Here is a 17,183-nt window from a genome sequence, read left to right as displayed (position 1 = left end):
CTCAAGCCGCAACCTTATCTAAAGGCCGCACTTGACCGAGGAATTCGCGAAGTGCATCACCTTCCACCACCTCAGTTTCCAACAGTTTCTGCGTAATTGTTTCCAACAATTCCCGATTTGCTTTCAGAATATCCAAAGCTTGCTGATGTGCAGTTTCGACAATTTCCTTCACTTCTTGGTCGATCGCCTCAGCAGTCTGAGCACTTACCGCGCGGCGGGCATTTCCCATACCGTCATTGAGGAACATTGATTGTTGACCCCGATCGTAAGCTAGAGGCCCCAAAACCTTACTCATCCCGTAAGTGGTCACCATCCGTTCAGCTAAATCAGTCGCCCTTTGCAAGTCATTTGAAGCGCCAGTAGTAATGCTACCAAACACGACTTCCTCAGCCGATCGCCCGCCCAGCAAAGTCGCAATTTGACCCCGCAATTCCGACTCATCTAACAAGAAACGGTCTTCAGTCGGTACTTGCAACGTGTAACCCAGTGCAGCCATACCGCGCGGCACGATCGAGATTTTCGCAACTTCGCCGCCGCCAGTCATTGCAGCACCAACCATCGCGTGTCCGACTTCGTGGTAAGCCACAATCTTTTTCTCTTTTTCATTGAGCACCCGGCTTTTCTTTTCCAAGCCGGCTACAACGCGCTCAAACGCCTCAAAAAAGTCTTCCTGCGCTACAGTTAGTCGTTTGTTGCGGGCCGCCAACAAAGCAGCTTCATTGACCAAATTTGCCAAATCTGCGCCCGAAAAACCGGGGGTGCGAGCGGCGACGGCCTTCAAGTCAATATCCGGGCCCAACTTCACTTTTTGAGAGTGAATGTTCAAAATTTCTTCGCGGCCAGATAAATCCGGGCGATCGACTAAAACTTGGCGATCGAAACGGCCTGGGCGCAACAAAGCAGCATCCAAACTTTCTGGGCGGTTAGTTGCAGCCAGCACAATTACCGTAGTATTGCCAGCAGCAAAACCATCCATTTCAGTTAACAATTGATTGAGAGTTTGTTCGCGTTCATCATTCCCACCGAAGCTAGCGTTACTGCTACGAGATTTGCCGATAGCGTCCAATTCATCAATGAAAATAATACAAGGAGCCTGTTTCTTAGCCTGCTCGAATAAATCTCTAACTCTTGCAGAACCAACACCTACAAACAGTTCCACAAACTCCGAACCGGAGATGCTAAAAAACGGCACGCCAGCTTCACCAGCCACTGCTTTTGCTAACAGCGTTTTGCCAGTTCCCGGAGGCCCGACTAACAGCACGCCTTTCGGAATTCTCGCACCGATTGCCGTAAATCTGTCGGGAGTTTTCAGGAACTCAACAACTTCGACTAATTCAGTTTTAGCCTCTTCTACTCCAGCCACATCAGCAAAAGTAATTTTCGCCGATTCGCCTTCTACATAGACCTTAGCTTTGCTTTTGCCGATCGACAGCGCACCCTGTGGCCCACCGCCCTGTCTGTTCATAAAAAATTGAAAAATCGCCACAAAAATCAGCGGCGGAACCACCCAGCTTAAAACACTGCCGATCCAGCCATTTTTGGAAGGGGGAGTTGCCGCAAATTCAACGCCTTTTTCTTGTAAAAGTTTAGGCAATTCCAGGTCAAAAATCGGCGTCGTTGACAGCACTTGACCGGGTTGATCGCCTTCGCCTTTTAGTTGGTAGCGAATTTCACTTTGGCCTACCGAAGCTCGCGCTACATCTTGTTCTTGAACCTGATGAACGAACAAGCTGTAAGGCACTTGCGGAATTTGGGGGCCGAACAAATTGGGTAAAAATATGTTTGCCAGCAAAAACAGACTTGAGAGCAATAACAAGATATTGCTAATTTGTCGAAAACGAGGTGGTTGGGGCTGGTCTTTAATGGCCATTGATAACTCTCATCCTTTGATTTAAAGAAGTTTTATTCATCTATTTTCTCATCAAATACTCACACACTGTTAAGCGGATTTCCTCACTTGATCGGGTGGGTTAACCCGCTAGCACGGATTTGCTATTATTAACAATGCTTTTTTTAACGAACCGCGAAGACGCTAAGGACACGAAGGAAGAGAAGAGAAGAGCGTTATAGTATGTAGGGTGCGCCGAAGAACACCGAATATTTATGCCGCTTCTGGGTTTAACTGAATCATTTCCCAAGTGGTATAAGTGCCGATCGCACCCCAAATCACGTAAGGCAAAAGTAACAAAGCCGCGGTTTGAGAAATCGGCAAAACAGCCAACGTCAACACAGCTCCCACAATCTCGCCAGCCCCTCCCAAAATCGTGCCTACTTTGAGACTTTTGGCTCTGAGAGTAGCGGGAATATAAGCAACTGTGACAATTTCTAAAAGCAAGTACAAAGCCATCAGCAGCCAAGTTTTAAGGCTCCCTGGCTCCTGTTCCCACACGAAAGTAGCGCTGCCGGCCCCGCAAGCAAAAATCACCGTCCAAATTAACGGAATAGCAGGCTCAAAAAACATCCAATCCGGTCTTTCAAGTTTGACTGCCCAGTTAATATCGCGCAGTTTAAAAAACAGAGTACCGAACGCGACTAAGAAAGTCACGCCGCCGATAATCATCCAAGATTCAATCATGGTTTTCAACTTTCCAATTGCTCGATCGCTCATTAAGTCGATCGTGTCAAATCCAAGTCGAACTTTGCTCCGCCTTTAGTAATAACTTTTGTAAAGCCCGATGCAATTATCGCTAACCGCCCGACACATTTTTAGCAAACTCTTCGCGTCCCGACACCAAATTAGCTGGAACGCCGTTAGGGTAATTTTGCGCGATTAAAGCTTGCAACTTTTGAACTCGGTTTTCAGGATTCGGGTGAGAACTCAAAAACTCCGGCGGCGCTTCCCCCTTCCTAGCGGCACCGAGAATTTGCATCACCTCAACAATAGCTCTAGGATCGTAACCCGCTTCCGTCATAAACCGAAAACCGAGCTGATCGCTCTCAAGTTCATCCGATCTACCGTACCGCAAACCGACAACTTGATTGACAGCTTGAGCAATTAATGCTGCCTGCTGCCCGCCCCCGCGATCGTCGCTAGTAGCCACCCCAACCGCCGTTACCAAAGACCTGCCGAACTGCTGTTTTGCCAAGTGTTCTGCACCGTGGCGCCCCACAACGTGACCGGCTTCGTGTCCGAGTATAGCGGCCAACTGAGCCTCCGAATTCAGCCGCCGCAGCAGCCCCGCAGTAATGAAAACTTGTCCCCCCGGTAAAGCAAAAGCATTGACAGTTTGGGCGTCTCGCAGCAGGTGGAATTCAAACGGATAACCCGCTTGTTTCGCCACCGAACCGTTGATAACTCGTGCTCCTACTCGATCGAGATACTGCTGAATACTCTGGCTGGGATAAAGCCCCCCGTGCTTGGCGGCCATTTGATCTCGCGCCTGCAATCCCAAAACTATCTCTTGGCGGGGAGAAAGCTGCACTCGCTGTCTCTCTCCTGTTACCGGATTTTCTACGTCGTTTGTAAAATAGGTGATTGCCCCAAAAAATGCCATTAATAGCCCGATCGCCGCCCTAAATAAAAATTTAGTCACAGACTTTTACCTAAAAAGTTTCGCGATTAGAATACTATGATGACAGCTCTCTTGACATCTGTCTGAAGTATCAAGAAGGGAAAGTTGTTAGAGTTTTTTGAGATAATTTGCGAACAAGGCTTTTTTTAACGAACCGCGAAGGCGCGAAGGGCCCGAAGGAAGATAACAAGAGAATAGAAGAAGAAAATAGAAGAAGGTTATAGTTATTAAATCGCTTAAATCTGTTGAATCAATTACACAATCCGTTGCCGAACTTCCTTCGCAATATGTTTCAAGCTACCCGCCGCCGCCTCGCTATTTGGTACACTGCCGTTACTGCTGTATTGTTACTTGTATTCGCCACAGGTTTCTATTTTTACGTCCGCACTACTTTGATCGATCGCATAGATGACACCCTCCATCACGTTGTCGAAGTAATAGAGCGAACTCTCGTTATCGAACCGCTAACTTTCCCTAATACCACAGATAAAAATAAGTTGCAAGTTAATATTCAAGCCAGTTTTCGAGATAGCACCGATGCAGTAGAAGACGACCACATTGATTTAGAATGGTTCAGTCCTACGGGCGAATTGCTGTGGTCTACTTTATCGGAACCGCTGAATATTCCCATTCACGCTAACCGCACCGGCGAAACAGTTTGGATAATTAATAATAAGTTACAGTCGGCTCAAAACTATTCCCTCAGACAAGTAACGCAGCGAGTAGAAACTGGCCGCCAAGTTCTGGGATATTTGCGAGTCAGCCATCCTTGGTTTGAAGTGACAAAACCCATCCGCCAATTAATTCTCGATTTGATTTTGGGCGCGGGTTTAACTTTAATTTGCGTTGCAGCTATTGGCTGGCTGCTGTCGGGATTGGCGATGGCACCGGTGCGGGAGTCTTACGGGCGTTTGAAACAGTTTACCGCTGATGCTTCTCACGAACTCAGAAATCCGATCGCCACTATTCAAACCAACGTCCAAGTAGCTTTGGCCGAACCGGATATCGAACCGCAGCAACACCAACAGCTACAAGTTATCGAACGCCTCACCCGCCGCTTGGGGCGCTTGGTTGATGATTTGCTGTTTTTAGCCAGACAAGACAGCGGTATCGTGCAGCAGCAGTGGATTGAGGTTCCCCTCGATGCTTTGCTGATGGAGGTAATTGAAGAACAACAGGCGATCGCCACAACCCAAAATCTCTCTCTTTCTTTGGAAATTGTCGATCTGCCCAACGCTGAGGACAACTTTACACTGTTGGGCGACTGGGATCAATTAGCCCGACTCTTTACCAATCTCGTCAGCAACGCCGTGCAGTACACGCCCTCTGACGGCAAAATAGAAGTAGAATTGCAGCTTGCAGCTAAAAACAAAAGAAATTCGCCGATCTTAAATCCAGCGCTGCAAATAAAAGTAACAGACACCGGCATCGGAATTTCCGCAGAAGCCCTGCCACATTTGTTCGATCGATTCTACCGCGCAGATCCCGCCCGAACCCACCGCAGCGCCGCCGGTTCCGGTTTAGGATTAGCCATCGCCAAAGCAATTGTCGAAAATCACCGCGGCCAAATCCGCATTGACAGCCAAGTCGATCGAGGTACAGCCGTTATCGTCACCCTCCCCGCCCACAAATCAGAAGCATCTCACCCCTAAAACTTCCCCTCCTCCTCTCTTCCTCTGCGCCCTCTGCGCCCTCTGCGGTTTAAAAAAAATCTACCCCTCAAACCCTGATTCTTCCTACCTCGCGGCCAAACCCAACTATTAAAATTCAATTCCGCCATAGATTAACATAAACGTTGTTGGAAAACCTCGATCGAACTTGTGAGGAGTTATTTATGTTTCGCCACAATCTACCGTTAAAAAAAATCAGCTTGCTAGCAGCCACCTGCGGAGGTTTACTCGTTAGTCTCGCAACACTTTCCCAGGCCGGCGGCCCACCGCCCCAACAAGGAAAACCCGTTTCCCAACCTGCTGAGACTCCCGCAGCCACTGAAGAACCCGTCAGCGAACCAACTCCGGCTGCAAGTCCGGGCCTCAGCGGGATGCCCTCTACACCCACAGACGCGCCTGCCCGCTTCCCCATGCCCAGTGCGCGAGTTACGCCTGCCGAAGGCATGATAGTAATTAAACTGGTGAATACCACCAATGCTGTCATCAATTATCAAATCGTAGGCGTGACCCAGCCGCGCACTCTGGGCGAACAATCGGAAATTTTGCTGAAAACCATCCAAGTGCCAATCACCCTCACTTACCAGCGCCCAGACGGCGGATTGCTGCTGGTTCGCCCCCAAGCAACCGCGATGCCGGGAATGTTGCAAGTCAGTTTCGGCGCGACAACTGAGTTGGACGCTGATACAAAATCGCTGCAAATTCAGGAAGATGGCAAGGTAATTTTGAATTAGTTTAATTAGTTGACGGTTGACGGTTGACTGTTGACTGTTGAGTGTTACCATTCGTGTCAACTTAAGACTAAAATCCATAATAAATATCGTTTATATTTGAGTTTCGATCCCCCCTAGCCCCTCTTAATAAGGGGAGTAGGGGGTGGGACAAGACTATTCTTACCTCCCCTATAACTCCCATTAATAAAGGGGAAAGAGCATTCCAAGTCCCCTTCTTAAGGGAGATTTAGGGGGATCGAAACTTCGATACAAACGAGATATACACAGGGTTTTAGTATTAGGTTGACACCGAGGGGCTGTTACTAATTTCCACTTCCCAATCCCCAGTCAACCGTCACTCGCCGAGTAACAAAGGAGGTAACTTAGTAAAAGGTAAATCCTCGTTGACTGCATCAATTTCTTCCTGTTCTCTTTCGTTGATTTGACCGATATAAGACTTGAGAATTTGGGCAAGACGGTTGTTATAAAATCGGTGCAAACTATAATTTGGCGTAGCTGGAAAGCCGCGCCGTTTTTTGTGCCTGCCACCGGCCCCCGGATCGAAGCTTTGGATGCCGTGATCGATCGCCCATTCGATCGGCGTATAGTAGCAAGCATCGAAGTGCAAGCAGTCGATTTCCTGCAAACTTCCCCAATAACGCCCGTACAGTCGATCGCCCTTATACAAACAAAAAGACATACCCACCGGCTGTCTCTCATCTTCCTTGTCGTAGGCGGCTACAAATAAAACTCGATCGCGATAATTGTGGTGCAACTGTTCAAAAAATCGCTTAGTCAGATACTTGCTGCCCCACCAACCAAATTTGTCGCAAGTATTCTCATAAAAAGCATACATTTGACCAAACATGGCTTGTGGAATTTCATCGCCAGTCAGCGTTTTTACCAACAAACCAGCTTGGTCAACTGCTTTGCGTTCGCGCTTGATATTGCGGCGCTGGTTGGCATTAAATGCGCCTAAATAATTGTCAAAATTTTGATAGCCTTGATTTTGCCAAATATAGCTGTGGTGCAGCCAACTGCTGAAACCGTGGCGTTCCATTCTTTCGCGCCATTCGGGATCGACATAAAGGAAATTGCAACCGGAGATATTGTGGCGATCGCAAAAATGGTCGATCGCGCTTACCATTACTCCCGTTAACTCGTCTTCATCTTCCCCCTCGGCAATCAAAAACCGATAGCCTTCAGCCGGAGTAAACGGCGTCATTCCCATCAATTTCGGATAATAGTGAACACCCAAACGTTGGGCTAAATCGGCCCACTGATTATCGAATACAAATTCGCCGTAGCTGTGACTTTTGACATAAAGTGGGGCACAAGCAATCAACTGTTTGTCTCGCCAGACTGTTAAGTGATGCGGTAGCCAACCGGTTTTACCTGTCGCACTGCCCGAGACTTCGAGATTGTTAAGCCAATCCCATTCGAGAAATGGAGTTTTTAGTGGCATCGCCAAGGCATCCCACGACGCTTGCGGGATTTCGCCTATTTTGCTAATCCAGGCTACAGAATATTCAGGTTTTGGCTGTTTCAGCATAGGGAGATTTGAGCGTAGAGCGATCGAACTTCATTTAAGTTAATATAATTTCCCCTGTTCGACATTTGTTAACAGCCTCTGCCGGGGAACCAGTTAAAATGCGGGACTACCGATCGACCCGATAATGCAAAAATACCTCTTGTCCCACCTGTTTAACCGCCAACAGTTCCAATTTCAAAGCTACATCCGCCAAAAAACCCTTTCCCTCCACTGGTGTCGGTGCATCCGCCCCGCCCAAAATTAACGGGCACACCGTCAGCCAAAGTTCGTCTACCAAGCCTCCAGCCAGCACAGACGCTACGAGTTTTCCCCCACCCAGAATCGCCAAGCGTTTGATACCGAAGCTTGCTAGCTGTTGAAACGCATCAATCCAATCAATCTCTCCACCTGCGGTTTTCGCATAGATAATTCGATCGAACTTACTGTTTGTCATGGGGTAGGGAAACATCGCCGTTTCCCCGTCTTTCGTCGGAAGAGGAGACGGCAATGCCGTTTCCCTACTGTCTTGCCCCGTCAGCAGCCAGCGAGGTACCGGTTGCTGAAAAAATCGCAAGTTTGGGTCAAATTGGGACGATCGCGAACACACAATTTGCACCGGTTGTGGGGGCTTCCCTTGCAGTTCCCTCTGTTTGAGCAATTCCGGCGAAATCACTCTCATCGTCGTCCCATAAGCCTGTAACGTGCCGTTGCCGAACAAAACGGCGTCACTTGCTGCTACTTGCTGTTCGAGGTGGGATTTGTCGTTGGCAGAACCGAATCTCGCGGGCGATCGGACTGCATCTGCTATTTTACCGTCCGCACTAATCGCGAGTATTACTGTTGCGTGAGGTTCAGTCATAACTTATCAGAATTTCCCAGAACATTAAACTGTAGCAATTCACAACTATTTGTAAAGTTTGTTTTCAACTCGATCGTACTGCTTTTATTTGACGGATAATGTGGGTTTATTTATTTTGCAACCGCAGCGATCGCCCTAGCAAAGTATTTACTTTTCTTTACAAACAGCAGACAAAAAACGACGTGAGAGGTAAAAAATCCGTTGCAGACTTTAAATGCGTCGCGCGATCGACTAGAGTAAAAAAAATGGCTTGATCCGTTTATTCATCGCAAAGGAAAAAAAGCTCATGGTTCAACGCGGTTCTACAGTCCGGATTCTCCGCAAAGAATCCTACTGGTATCAACAAGTGGGCACCGTTGCTACGGTAGACCAAAGCGGCATTAAATACCCAGTTATCGTTCGCTTTAACAACGTAAATTATGCAGGCGTCAACACCAACAACTACGCCGAAAGCGAATTAGTGGTAGTGGCAGGACCTACAGCAAAATCGAAAACAGGGACTCCAGTAGCTTCCGGCGGCAAACAAACCACGCTCGACGAGAAAACTCGGCAAACCGGCCAGGGTAGCCCCTCGCAGCAGCCGAAAACTACCGCGGACAGCAAAGCGGGCTCCGAAACCCCCGGCACCGTCCAAGGTTCGCCTCAAGGTCAAGGAACAGAACAACGCTAATTGTGCCAGAACTGCCAGAAGTTGAAACTATTTGCCGGGGTTTGAATCAAGCAACCCTCGATCGAGAAATGTTGGGCGGGGACGTGTTGTTAAACAGCACGATCGCCCGCTCAATCTCTGCGACCGATTTTTTGACAAAACTCAAAGGAAAGTCGATCGCCCGCTGGTACAGACGCGGCAAATATCTACTGGCAGAACTATCTCAATTCCCAGAAGGAGAAAGAGAGAAGGGGAAAGGGGGAGAATTTAGGGATCAAACTCCAAGGTCTTCCCCTCTTCCTTCTTCCTTCCTCCTTCCTTCAAAAGCCGGTTGGTTGGGCGTTCACCTGCGAATGACCGGGCAACTGCTGTGGGTGAACCGATCCGAACCCCTGCAAAAACACGCGCGAGTGCGGCTGTTTTTTGAGGGAAACCAAGAACTGCGGTTTGTAGACCAGCGCACCTTCGGGCAAATGTGGTACGTGCCGCCAGAAACCGAGGTTTCCAGCACTGTCATCGGTCTGAAACTCTTAGGCCCCGAACCGTTTTCCGACGAGTTTACAACAGAATATTTGACCCGCAAGCTGCAACGGCGGGCGCGACCCATAAAAACAGCTTTGCTAGACCAGGCACTGATAGCTGGTTTGGGCAATATTTACGCAGACGAAACTTTGTTTTTGTCGGGAGTGATGCCCACAACTCTGTGCGCGGATTTGACCGCAGAGCAAATTGGGCGCATCCATACAGCTATTATTCAAGTTTTACAGAAGGCGATCGACTCCGGTGGCACCACTTTTAGCAATTTTCTCAACGTCCAAGGTGTCAACGGCAACTACGGTGGCGTCGCTTGGGTGTACAATCGCGCCGGTCAACCCTGCCGCACTTGCTCCACAACTATCGATCGGATAAAATTAGCAGGGCGATCGACTCATTTTTGCCCCATTTGTCAGACATAGGAAGCAGTCAATGGATTTTAGGCTTTAGATTTTAGATTTACCTCAGGAATCGCACCCCTTTATTCATTAGTCCGCGTAGGCGGACTTCGTTTGTTTAGTAGCGATTTCAATCGCCGAGTGACTTTCAAGGCCAATCTAGATTAAAATTTGTATAGTTTTTTAAACTAAACAAAGCAAGTTATGGCAATCAAAAAAGGCAGTATAGTTCGCGCTGTACGCGAAAAATTGGAAAACAGTCTAGAAGCCAAAGCCAGCGACCAGCGCTTTTCCTCGTATATATTTGAAACAAAGGGCGAAGTGATGGATGTTCGCGGCGACTATGCCTTCGTCAAATTTGGCAAAGTACCCACCCCCAATATTTGGCTGCGGGTAGACCAACTCGAAGATTTTAAGTAACTCACCAAAACTAAACATCACGGTTCTTAATGTAGCGAAGGGTGCACACCGCGCACCTTTCCCGAATTAAGCTGATTGCTAAAATCTAAAATCTAAAATCTAAAATCCAATGAATTCTCCATCAAACCGCGTATCAATTATTGGTGCAGGCAAAGTCGGCAGTACGTTAGCCCAGCGAATTGCTGAGAAAAATCTGGCAGATGTAGTATTGCTAGATATTGTGGAGGGTTGGCCACAGGGCGTTGCTTTGGATTTGATGGAAGCCAGGGGAGTGGAACGCCACGATCGCCAAATTGTCGGTACAAATGATTATACAGATACGGCAAACTCAAATATCATAGTAATTGCCGCCGGAGTTCCGCGCAAACCCGGTATCAATCGAGAAGATTTAATTAAAATCAATGCTCGAATTGTCACGGAAGCTACAAAACAGGCGATCGAGCATTCTCCCGAAGCAATCTTAATCACAGTCACAAATCCCCTAGATATCATGACTTATTTAGCTTGGGAAGCAGCGGATTTGCCAAAAAACCGAGTCATGGGTATGGGGGGAGTTCTCGACTCCGCCCGCTTTCAAACTTTTATTGCCATGGAATTGGGCGTTTCAAATGCTGAAGTCAATGCAACTGTCATCGGTTCTCATGGCGATTTGATGGTTCCTTTGCCCCGCTATTCTACTGTCAACGGTATTCCCATCAATCAACTTATGGATGCTGGGGCGATCGATCGACTCGTACAGCGGACTCGCCACGGCGGCGCAGAAATTGTAGAATTGATGAAGAGTGGTAGTGCTTATTTTGCCCCCGCATCTTCTGTCTGTTTGATGGTAGAATCTATTTTATTTAATCAGTCGCGACTGTTGCCTTGCTGCGTTTATTTGCACGGCGAATACGGCGTGCAAGATATCTTTTTAGGAGTGCCCTCCCGCTTGGGATATCAGGGAGTCGAACAAATAGTGGAACTCGAACTCAGCGATACTGAAAGAGCAGCCTTTATCGAGTCGGGCAAATTGGTTGCCCAAAATATTGAGGAAGCGAAGGCAATACTGAAAACTGCTTCTTAAGCTTGTAGCAATTCGTCGATCACAGCAGCCTGCTAGCCACTTCAATATAATAACTTATATTGAGTATGACAGGGCGAGCGCTGTCGTAAGTTGGCTTCGAGGATTTAAACTTCGCTTTGATAAATATTATTAATCATGCTTGTTATGCTGTATTTCAAAAGCAGAAAAATGGGTAGCAATGAACCGAGCGATAAACACAACATTGTACTCTAAAATTTTTGGTAATAGAGCAAAAATTGGCAAAACCAGTTAAATTTTTTCTTCGCGACAATGGCATCGGAATTTCTCTAAAAATTTAAGCAATAATCTTCCATGTTTTCTTGACTAAACCAACAAGCAGTTGGTTTTGGGTTATCTCTCACTCGCGATAGTATGGCAGAACCACACGGTTGCACTTTAAAGGTAGAAAGGGAAATGCGAGTTTATACGAAAATTATCCTTTTGGCGGTAATAATAAAAAGGTGACAATTGCAACCGAAGGGAAGCAAAAAAAATGTCAACATTAGTCAGGGACGCTCCTCCCGATCGCGCAATGGAACCGGGTTTCTTGTTTCCACTTTCGGAACTTCCCGGACTTAATTACGTTAAGAAACCGGGTTTATGTGTAAGTTTTGTTATCATACTTATCAATAATTGACAATTTATGACGTAGCAAGTTATGCCTTTTTTCAGTAAATATACAGGAGCTAAGATGCTCGATTGACCATTCAATCTAGAAAAAATACGGAAATGCAGCGTGAGTAGCTGCTAAGTGGAGCAGAAGGAAGAGAATATGTTCTTTGCCTTTTTGAGTTACCAGGCTCAACTTGCAGAGCGCTATTGAGATGCCATCAACCTCGATACCAAAACGCAAAATAACTAAATAAAAAGAATTATGTTTCATGAATACCTGTATCACGAAGTAATCAACCTGCGGGAGAAACTAGCTCACCTAGAAAGAGAAACGCAGTCTCAAACCTGGTTCAAAAAGCTGCAAGCGCTGATGGGAGTTATTAGCAAAATTCGTGAATCCCTAGACTTAGAAACAATATTCAAAATCACAGCCACCGAAGTCCGGCAACTCCTAAATGCCGATCGAGTCGCCGTCTACCGCTTTCTTCCCGAATCGGAATGGAATGAGGGCGAAGTAGTGTCCGAAGACGTACTGCCCCAATACAGCCCATCTTTGGGAACCAGAGTCCGCGACTACTGCTTCGGCGAACAATTTGCCACCCACTATGCCAAAGGTTACGTTCAAGCAGTCACGGACATCTACAAAGCCCGGTTGAGCCCGTGCCACCTCAAAATCCTCAAGCGATTTCAAATCCGAGCAAACTTAGTCGTACCCCTACTGCAAGGAAAACATTTGTGGGGATTGCTGTGCATTCACTCCTGCGGTCAACCCCGCCAGTGGCAAGAAGACGAAATCGAATTTGCTAGACAAGTAGGCGACCATTTAGCAATTGCCATCCACCAAGCCGAACTGCACTTGCAAACCCAGAGGCAAATAGCAGAAATCGAAGTCGCGCAGCAGAAACTCCGCGACAGCGAGCAAAAATATCACCAAATTCTCGACTCGATCGGCGATATGGTATTAGTCAAAGGCCCCAAATCCAAAATTCTTTGGGCAAATCAAGCGTTCCGCCACTATTACGGCATGACTGAACAGGAACTTCAAGGCCTCGTAGACGCACCTTTCGCCGATCCCGACAATACTCTCCAGTACATCAAAGATGACGCCTTCGTTTTTGAAACTGGAGAGACTTTGCACATTTCCGAAGAACCGGTGACGCGCTACGACGGAGAAGTGCGGCTGTTCAGCACAGTCAAAACACCCATCCGCAATCAAGATGGCCAAGTTGCCATGACTGTCGGTGTATCCCGCGACATGACGGAACGCAAACAAGCAGAAGAAGCCGTCAAAGCCAGCGAAACCAAATACCGTAGCCTGGTAGAAACCTCCCAAGACATGATTTGGTCGGTCGATGCTTCAGGACGCTACACCTTCGTCAACCCAGCAGTTAAGTACATCTACGGTTACGAACCAGAAGAAATGATCGGTAGGCCGTTCTCCGACTTTGCGACACCAGAACAAAGCCAGAAAGATTTAGAAGTTTTCGCCCGCCTGTTTGCCGGAGAATCAGTTTTCCAGTACGAAAGCACCCACCTTGCCAAAGACGGCAGCATGAAACATTTGATGTTTAACGCGATCGCCCTCTACGATGAAACCGGCAACTTCCTCGGCACCACCGGTACAGCCACCGACATTACAGATCGCAAGCGCGCAGAAGCCGCATTGCAACACGCCAACGCAGAACTAGAGCGCAGAGTAGAAGCACGCACGGCCGAACTGCAACAGACTTTTGCCGCACTCAGCGTCAGCGAAACCAAGTTTCGGACGATCGCAGCCACCATGCCCGGAGCCTTGTTCCAGTTTTGCAACCGCGACGGAGTTTGGCGCATTGACTACATGAGCGATCGCATCTTCGATATCAGCGGCGTCACAGCAGCCGAAATGACGCAAGACATGAATACATTCATTTCCCGCGTCCACCCCGAAGACTTGGAAAGCTACATCGCCTCCGTCTCCGAAGCCGTAGAAAACCTTTCCCTGTGGCACTATGAAGGGCGGTTAGTCAAGCCCGACGGCGAAATTCGCTGGTGGCAGGGCGACTCCATGCCCACCCGCAACGAGAGTGGCGAAATAATATTTTGTGGCGTATTGTTCGACATTACCGATCGCAAAGTTGCCGAAACAGCCATCCGCAACAGCCAGCGGCAGCTAAAAGAAGCCCAGAGACTCGCCCACGTCGGTAATTGGGAACTCGACGCAACAATGGGAACCGTCACTTGGTCAGAGGAACTCTTCCGCATCTTCGGACTCGAACCGGCCGCCTTTGCCCCCAACCTAGCCGAACAGATCGCTCTGATCCATCCAGAAGATTTGGAATTGTGGCAGACTCAAGTGCAGCGGGGACTCGCAGCAGGCATCCCCTTTGATTTGGACCTCCGCCTTTGCCGTCCCGACGGCACGCTGCGGCATCTCAACGCCGTAGGCCGCGCCGAAACCGATGCCAGTGGCAAAGTGCTAAAATTGTTCGGTACGGCGCTTGACATTACCGATCGCAAAGTCGCCGAAGCAGCACTACGGCAAGCAGCAGTCGAGTTAGAAGACAGAGTGAGCGATCGCACGGCCGAACTTTCCCAAGCAGTCGCCCAGTTAGAACAAGAAATTGGCGATCGCAAACAGGCAGAAGCAGCGCTGCAAGTTTCCGAGCAAAACCTGCGAACAATATTTAACAATGTCTACGATGCTATCTTGATTCACGATTTAGAAGGCAACATTCTCGATGTCAATAATCGAATGTTAGAAATGTACGGAGTTAGCCCCGAACAAGCAACAAAATTATCAATTAAAAACGACTATTCAAGCGGCGACAATCCCATTGAACAAATGGGAGAACTGTGGGAAAGAGTATTAGCAGGCGAAACACCCCGCGTGGAATGGAAAGCGAGGCGTCCCAACGACGGTTCAACTTTTGATGCAGAAATTGCCCTGTCCAGAATTCATCTCAACGGCAATCTCAGCATCATTGCCAACGTCCGAGATATTAGCGATCGCAAACAGGCAGAAGCAGAACTGCAACAGGCTCAACAGTTTATGGAATCCGTGCTCAACACCATACCCGTCGCAGTAGTTGCCAAGGAGGCCCAAGAACTGCGGTTTGTACTGTGGAACCCAGTAGCCGAAGAGTTGCTTGGTTTCAGTGCAGCAGAAGTTATGGGCAAAAATGATTACGACTGTTTCCCAAAAGAACAAGCTGATGTTTTCACCGCCAAAGACCGGGAAGTGCTCAACTGCGGGCAAATTGTAGAAATCGCCGAAGAAGAGATTGAAACGGGCCAAGGAGAATCGCGAATATTTCACACAAAGAAAACAGCAATACTCGATGCTGATGGCAAACCGCAATATCTATTAGCTGTCACTGAAGACATTACCGATCGCAAGCGGGGAGAAATTGCCTTGAGGCGATCGGAAGCCCGACTCAGACAGCAGGCAGAGCGAGAAAAATTGCTCAACAGTCTCACCGCTCAAATTCGCAATTCCCTCGATTTCGACAGCATTATTGCTGTCGCCGTCCAAGAAATTCGCGCTTTCCTGCAGATCGATCGCTGCAATTTTGCCTGGTATCGTGGCGACGGGGAGGATGCTTTCTGGGAAATTATTAAAGAATCTCGCCTCCCCGAACTTCCCGATTTAATAGGTTGCTATCAAGCTTCCGACTTAGCTTCTATGGGAGAAAAGCTCTTGCATATGGAAATGCTGCAGGTGGATGATGTCGAAACAGTGGCAGATCATGTTTGGAGAAGGTCTCTTAACTCTCTGGGCTACCGATCTGTGTTGGCAATTCCGATACAGGCACTTTCGGGAGTAGTGAGCGTTGTTACCTGCGCCCACTCCGCTGCTGTGCGACCCTGGAGTGAGGGCGAAGTAGAATTATTGCAAGCAGTTACAGTTCAATTGGCGATCGCCCTCAACCAAGCCGATCTTTACGCCCAAACTCGCAATAAAGCTCGCGAATTAGAGCAAACTTTGCAGCAATTAACCAGCGCTCAATCGCAGTTAATTCAAAACGAAAAAATGTCATCTCTCGGTCAACTGGTGGCAGGAGTAGCCCACGAAATCAACAACCCAGTTAACTTTATTTACGGCAACCTCACCCACGCCAACGACTATACCCAAGACTTGCTACACCTAATCGAACTTTACCAAAATCACTATCCCGATCCCGTCCCGGAAATTCAAGAGGAAATAGACAATATTGAACTTGAATTTCTGATGGAAGACTTACCAAAGTTGCTTTCTTCAATGAAAGTCGGTGCAGACAGAATTCAACAAATAGTTGCTTCTCTCCGCACATTTTCCCGCATGGACGAAGCGGAAATGAAAGCAGTCAACATCCACGACGGCATAGATAGCACCCTGATGATTTTGCAGCACCGGCTCAAAGCTAAACACAATCATCCCGAAATTGAGGTGATTAAAGAATACGCTCAACTGCCCTTAGTAGAATGTTATGCCGGACAGTTAAATCAAGTATTTATGAACATCTTGAGCAATGCTTTGGATGCTTTGGAAGAACGGGATCTGCGGCGTTCTGCTGAGGAAATGCGGGAACAGCCGAGCCACATCCGCATCCGCACTGAAATATCGCCAGCGGGCAAGGTAATCATTCGGATTGCTGACAACGGGCCGGGAATACCGGAGACTGTCGGCACTCGGCTTTTTGACCCGTTTTTTACCACTAAACCTGTGGGTAAAGGCACTGGGATGGGCTTGTCGATTAGCTATCAAATTGTTACAGACAGACACAACGGGTCGCTGAAATGCACTTCTTCGCCGGGACAGGGTGCAGAATTGGCGATCGAGATTCCCCTCAAAGCTACTTGTTAATGGGGAATTGGTAAGTTGTAATCGGCAATTGGCAATTGCGAAAGCGTTACTGTGCGTCAGTCTGGGAATTTTCAACCATCTCAAATCCGGTAGCATCGTCAGGCGTAAAATCCAGTCAATAGTCAACAATCACGGACGGTGCAGCCGGAATTGATAGAATTCATCTGCGTAAATCTGTGTTTATCTGCCCTCATCTGCGGTTAAAAAAAGAGAATTTATCGGGCCGCAGATAACAAGGGATTAACGCGGATTCACGCAGATGAAGAGAATAGATATATGAATAATTCCGATGCTAACAGATTTGATATCATTACCGACAATCTAATTTTGATGCACCATTTATTCCCTGGTGCATCTGTTTTGAGATTGTGAGTTTGTAGCAAAAATGTCTTCACAGGGTGAC

Annotated in this window: 12 protein-coding genes; 7 read left to right on the top strand and 5 right to left on the bottom strand. The window is 47.8% G+C overall.

The window, feature by feature from the left end:
- Position 1: 1 nt before the first annotated feature.
- From ftsH4 to QUA74_RS03470, 3 genes are all read right to left on the bottom strand, one after another.
- The gene (gene ftsH4 / locus QUA74_RS03480; protein WP_333324976.1) at positions 2–1,870 is read right to left on the bottom strand and encodes an ATP-dependent zinc metalloprotease FtsH4; all 1,869 of its coding nucleotides are present in this window, start codon (positions 1,868–1,870) and stop codon (positions 2–4) included.
- Positions 1,871–2,101: 231 nt separating this feature from the next.
- Complete coding sequence (locus QUA74_RS03475) at positions 2,102–2,575, bottom strand: tryptophan-rich sensory protein (protein ID WP_333324974.1); 474 nt, start codon at positions 2,573–2,575, stop codon at positions 2,102–2,104.
- A gap of 112 nt (positions 2,576–2,687) precedes the next feature.
- Positions 2,688–3,533, bottom strand: coding sequence for a M48 family metallopeptidase (locus QUA74_RS03470; RefSeq protein WP_333324972.1), 846 nt, complete (start codon positions 3,531–3,533; stop codon positions 2,688–2,690).
- Between the two features lie 266 nt (positions 3,534–3,799).
- Here QUA74_RS03470 and QUA74_RS03465 point away from each other — a divergent pair, with 266 nt between their 5' ends.
- Entirely contained in the window at positions 3,800–5,164 is a 1,365-nt protein-coding gene (locus QUA74_RS03465; protein ID WP_333325137.1) for an ATP-binding protein, read from the top strand.
- 182 nt (positions 5,165–5,346) lie between these two features.
- Positions 5,347–5,913: a hypothetical protein gene (locus QUA74_RS03460; protein WP_333324970.1), complete on the top strand. Its 567-nt coding sequence runs from the start codon at positions 5,347–5,349 to the stop codon at positions 5,911–5,913.
- A gap of 334 nt (positions 5,914–6,247) precedes the next feature.
- On the opposite strand, the gene QUA74_RS03455 is transcribed toward QUA74_RS03460, so the two are convergent.
- Both QUA74_RS03455 and QUA74_RS03450 read right to left on the bottom strand, forming a co-directional pair.
- A complete protein-coding gene (locus tag QUA74_RS03455) occupies positions 6,248–7,444 on the bottom strand; it encodes a GNAT family N-acetyltransferase (RefSeq protein ID WP_333324969.1) in 1,197 nt (398 codons plus the stop codon).
- Between the two features lie 106 nt (positions 7,445–7,550).
- Positions 7,551–8,282 carry a dihydrofolate reductase family protein gene (locus QUA74_RS03450; RefSeq protein WP_333324967.1) on the bottom strand — a complete coding sequence of 244 codons (732 nt, stop codon included), beginning with the start codon at positions 8,280–8,282 and terminating at the stop codon, positions 7,551–7,553.
- Between the two features lie 286 nt (positions 8,283–8,568).
- On the opposite strand from QUA74_RS03450, the gene QUA74_RS03445 reads away from it, so the two are divergent.
- From QUA74_RS03445 to QUA74_RS03425, 5 genes are all read left to right on the top strand, one after another.
- A complete protein-coding gene (locus QUA74_RS03445; RefSeq protein ID WP_333324965.1) occupies positions 8,569–8,952 on the top strand; it encodes a photosystem I reaction center subunit IV in 384 nt (127 codons plus the stop codon).
- A 2-nt stretch (positions 8,953–8,954) separates the two neighbouring features.
- On the top strand, positions 8,955–9,887 hold the full coding sequence (locus QUA74_RS03440) for a DNA-formamidopyrimidine glycosylase (RefSeq protein ID WP_333324963.1): 933 nt from the start codon (positions 8,955–8,957) through the stop codon (positions 9,885–9,887).
- 180 nt (positions 9,888–10,067) lie between these two features.
- Positions 10,068–10,283, top strand: a complete 216-nt coding sequence (locus QUA74_RS03435) for an NAD(P)H-quinone oxidoreductase subunit O (protein WP_015178120.1) — start codon at positions 10,068–10,070, stop codon at positions 10,281–10,283.
- Positions 10,284–10,392: 109 nt separating this feature from the next.
- Positions 10,393–11,346, top strand: a complete 954-nt coding sequence (gene mdh, locus QUA74_RS03430; RefSeq protein ID WP_333324961.1) for a malate dehydrogenase — start codon at positions 10,393–10,395, stop codon at positions 11,344–11,346.
- A gap of 874 nt (positions 11,347–12,220) precedes the next feature.
- Positions 12,221–16,780: a PAS domain S-box protein gene (locus tag QUA74_RS03425; protein ID WP_333324959.1), complete on the top strand. Its 4,560-nt coding sequence runs from the start codon at positions 12,221–12,223 to the stop codon at positions 16,778–16,780.
- The last annotated feature ends 403 nt before the right edge of the window (positions 16,781–17,183 follow it).

The organism is Microcoleus sp. LAD1_D3, from assembly GCF_036702135.1.
In the GTDB taxonomy this organism is placed as follows: Bacteria; Cyanobacteriota; Cyanobacteriia; order Cyanobacteriales; family Microcoleaceae; genus Microcoleus.
This window is presented reverse-complemented; position numbering and strand designations above follow the sequence as displayed.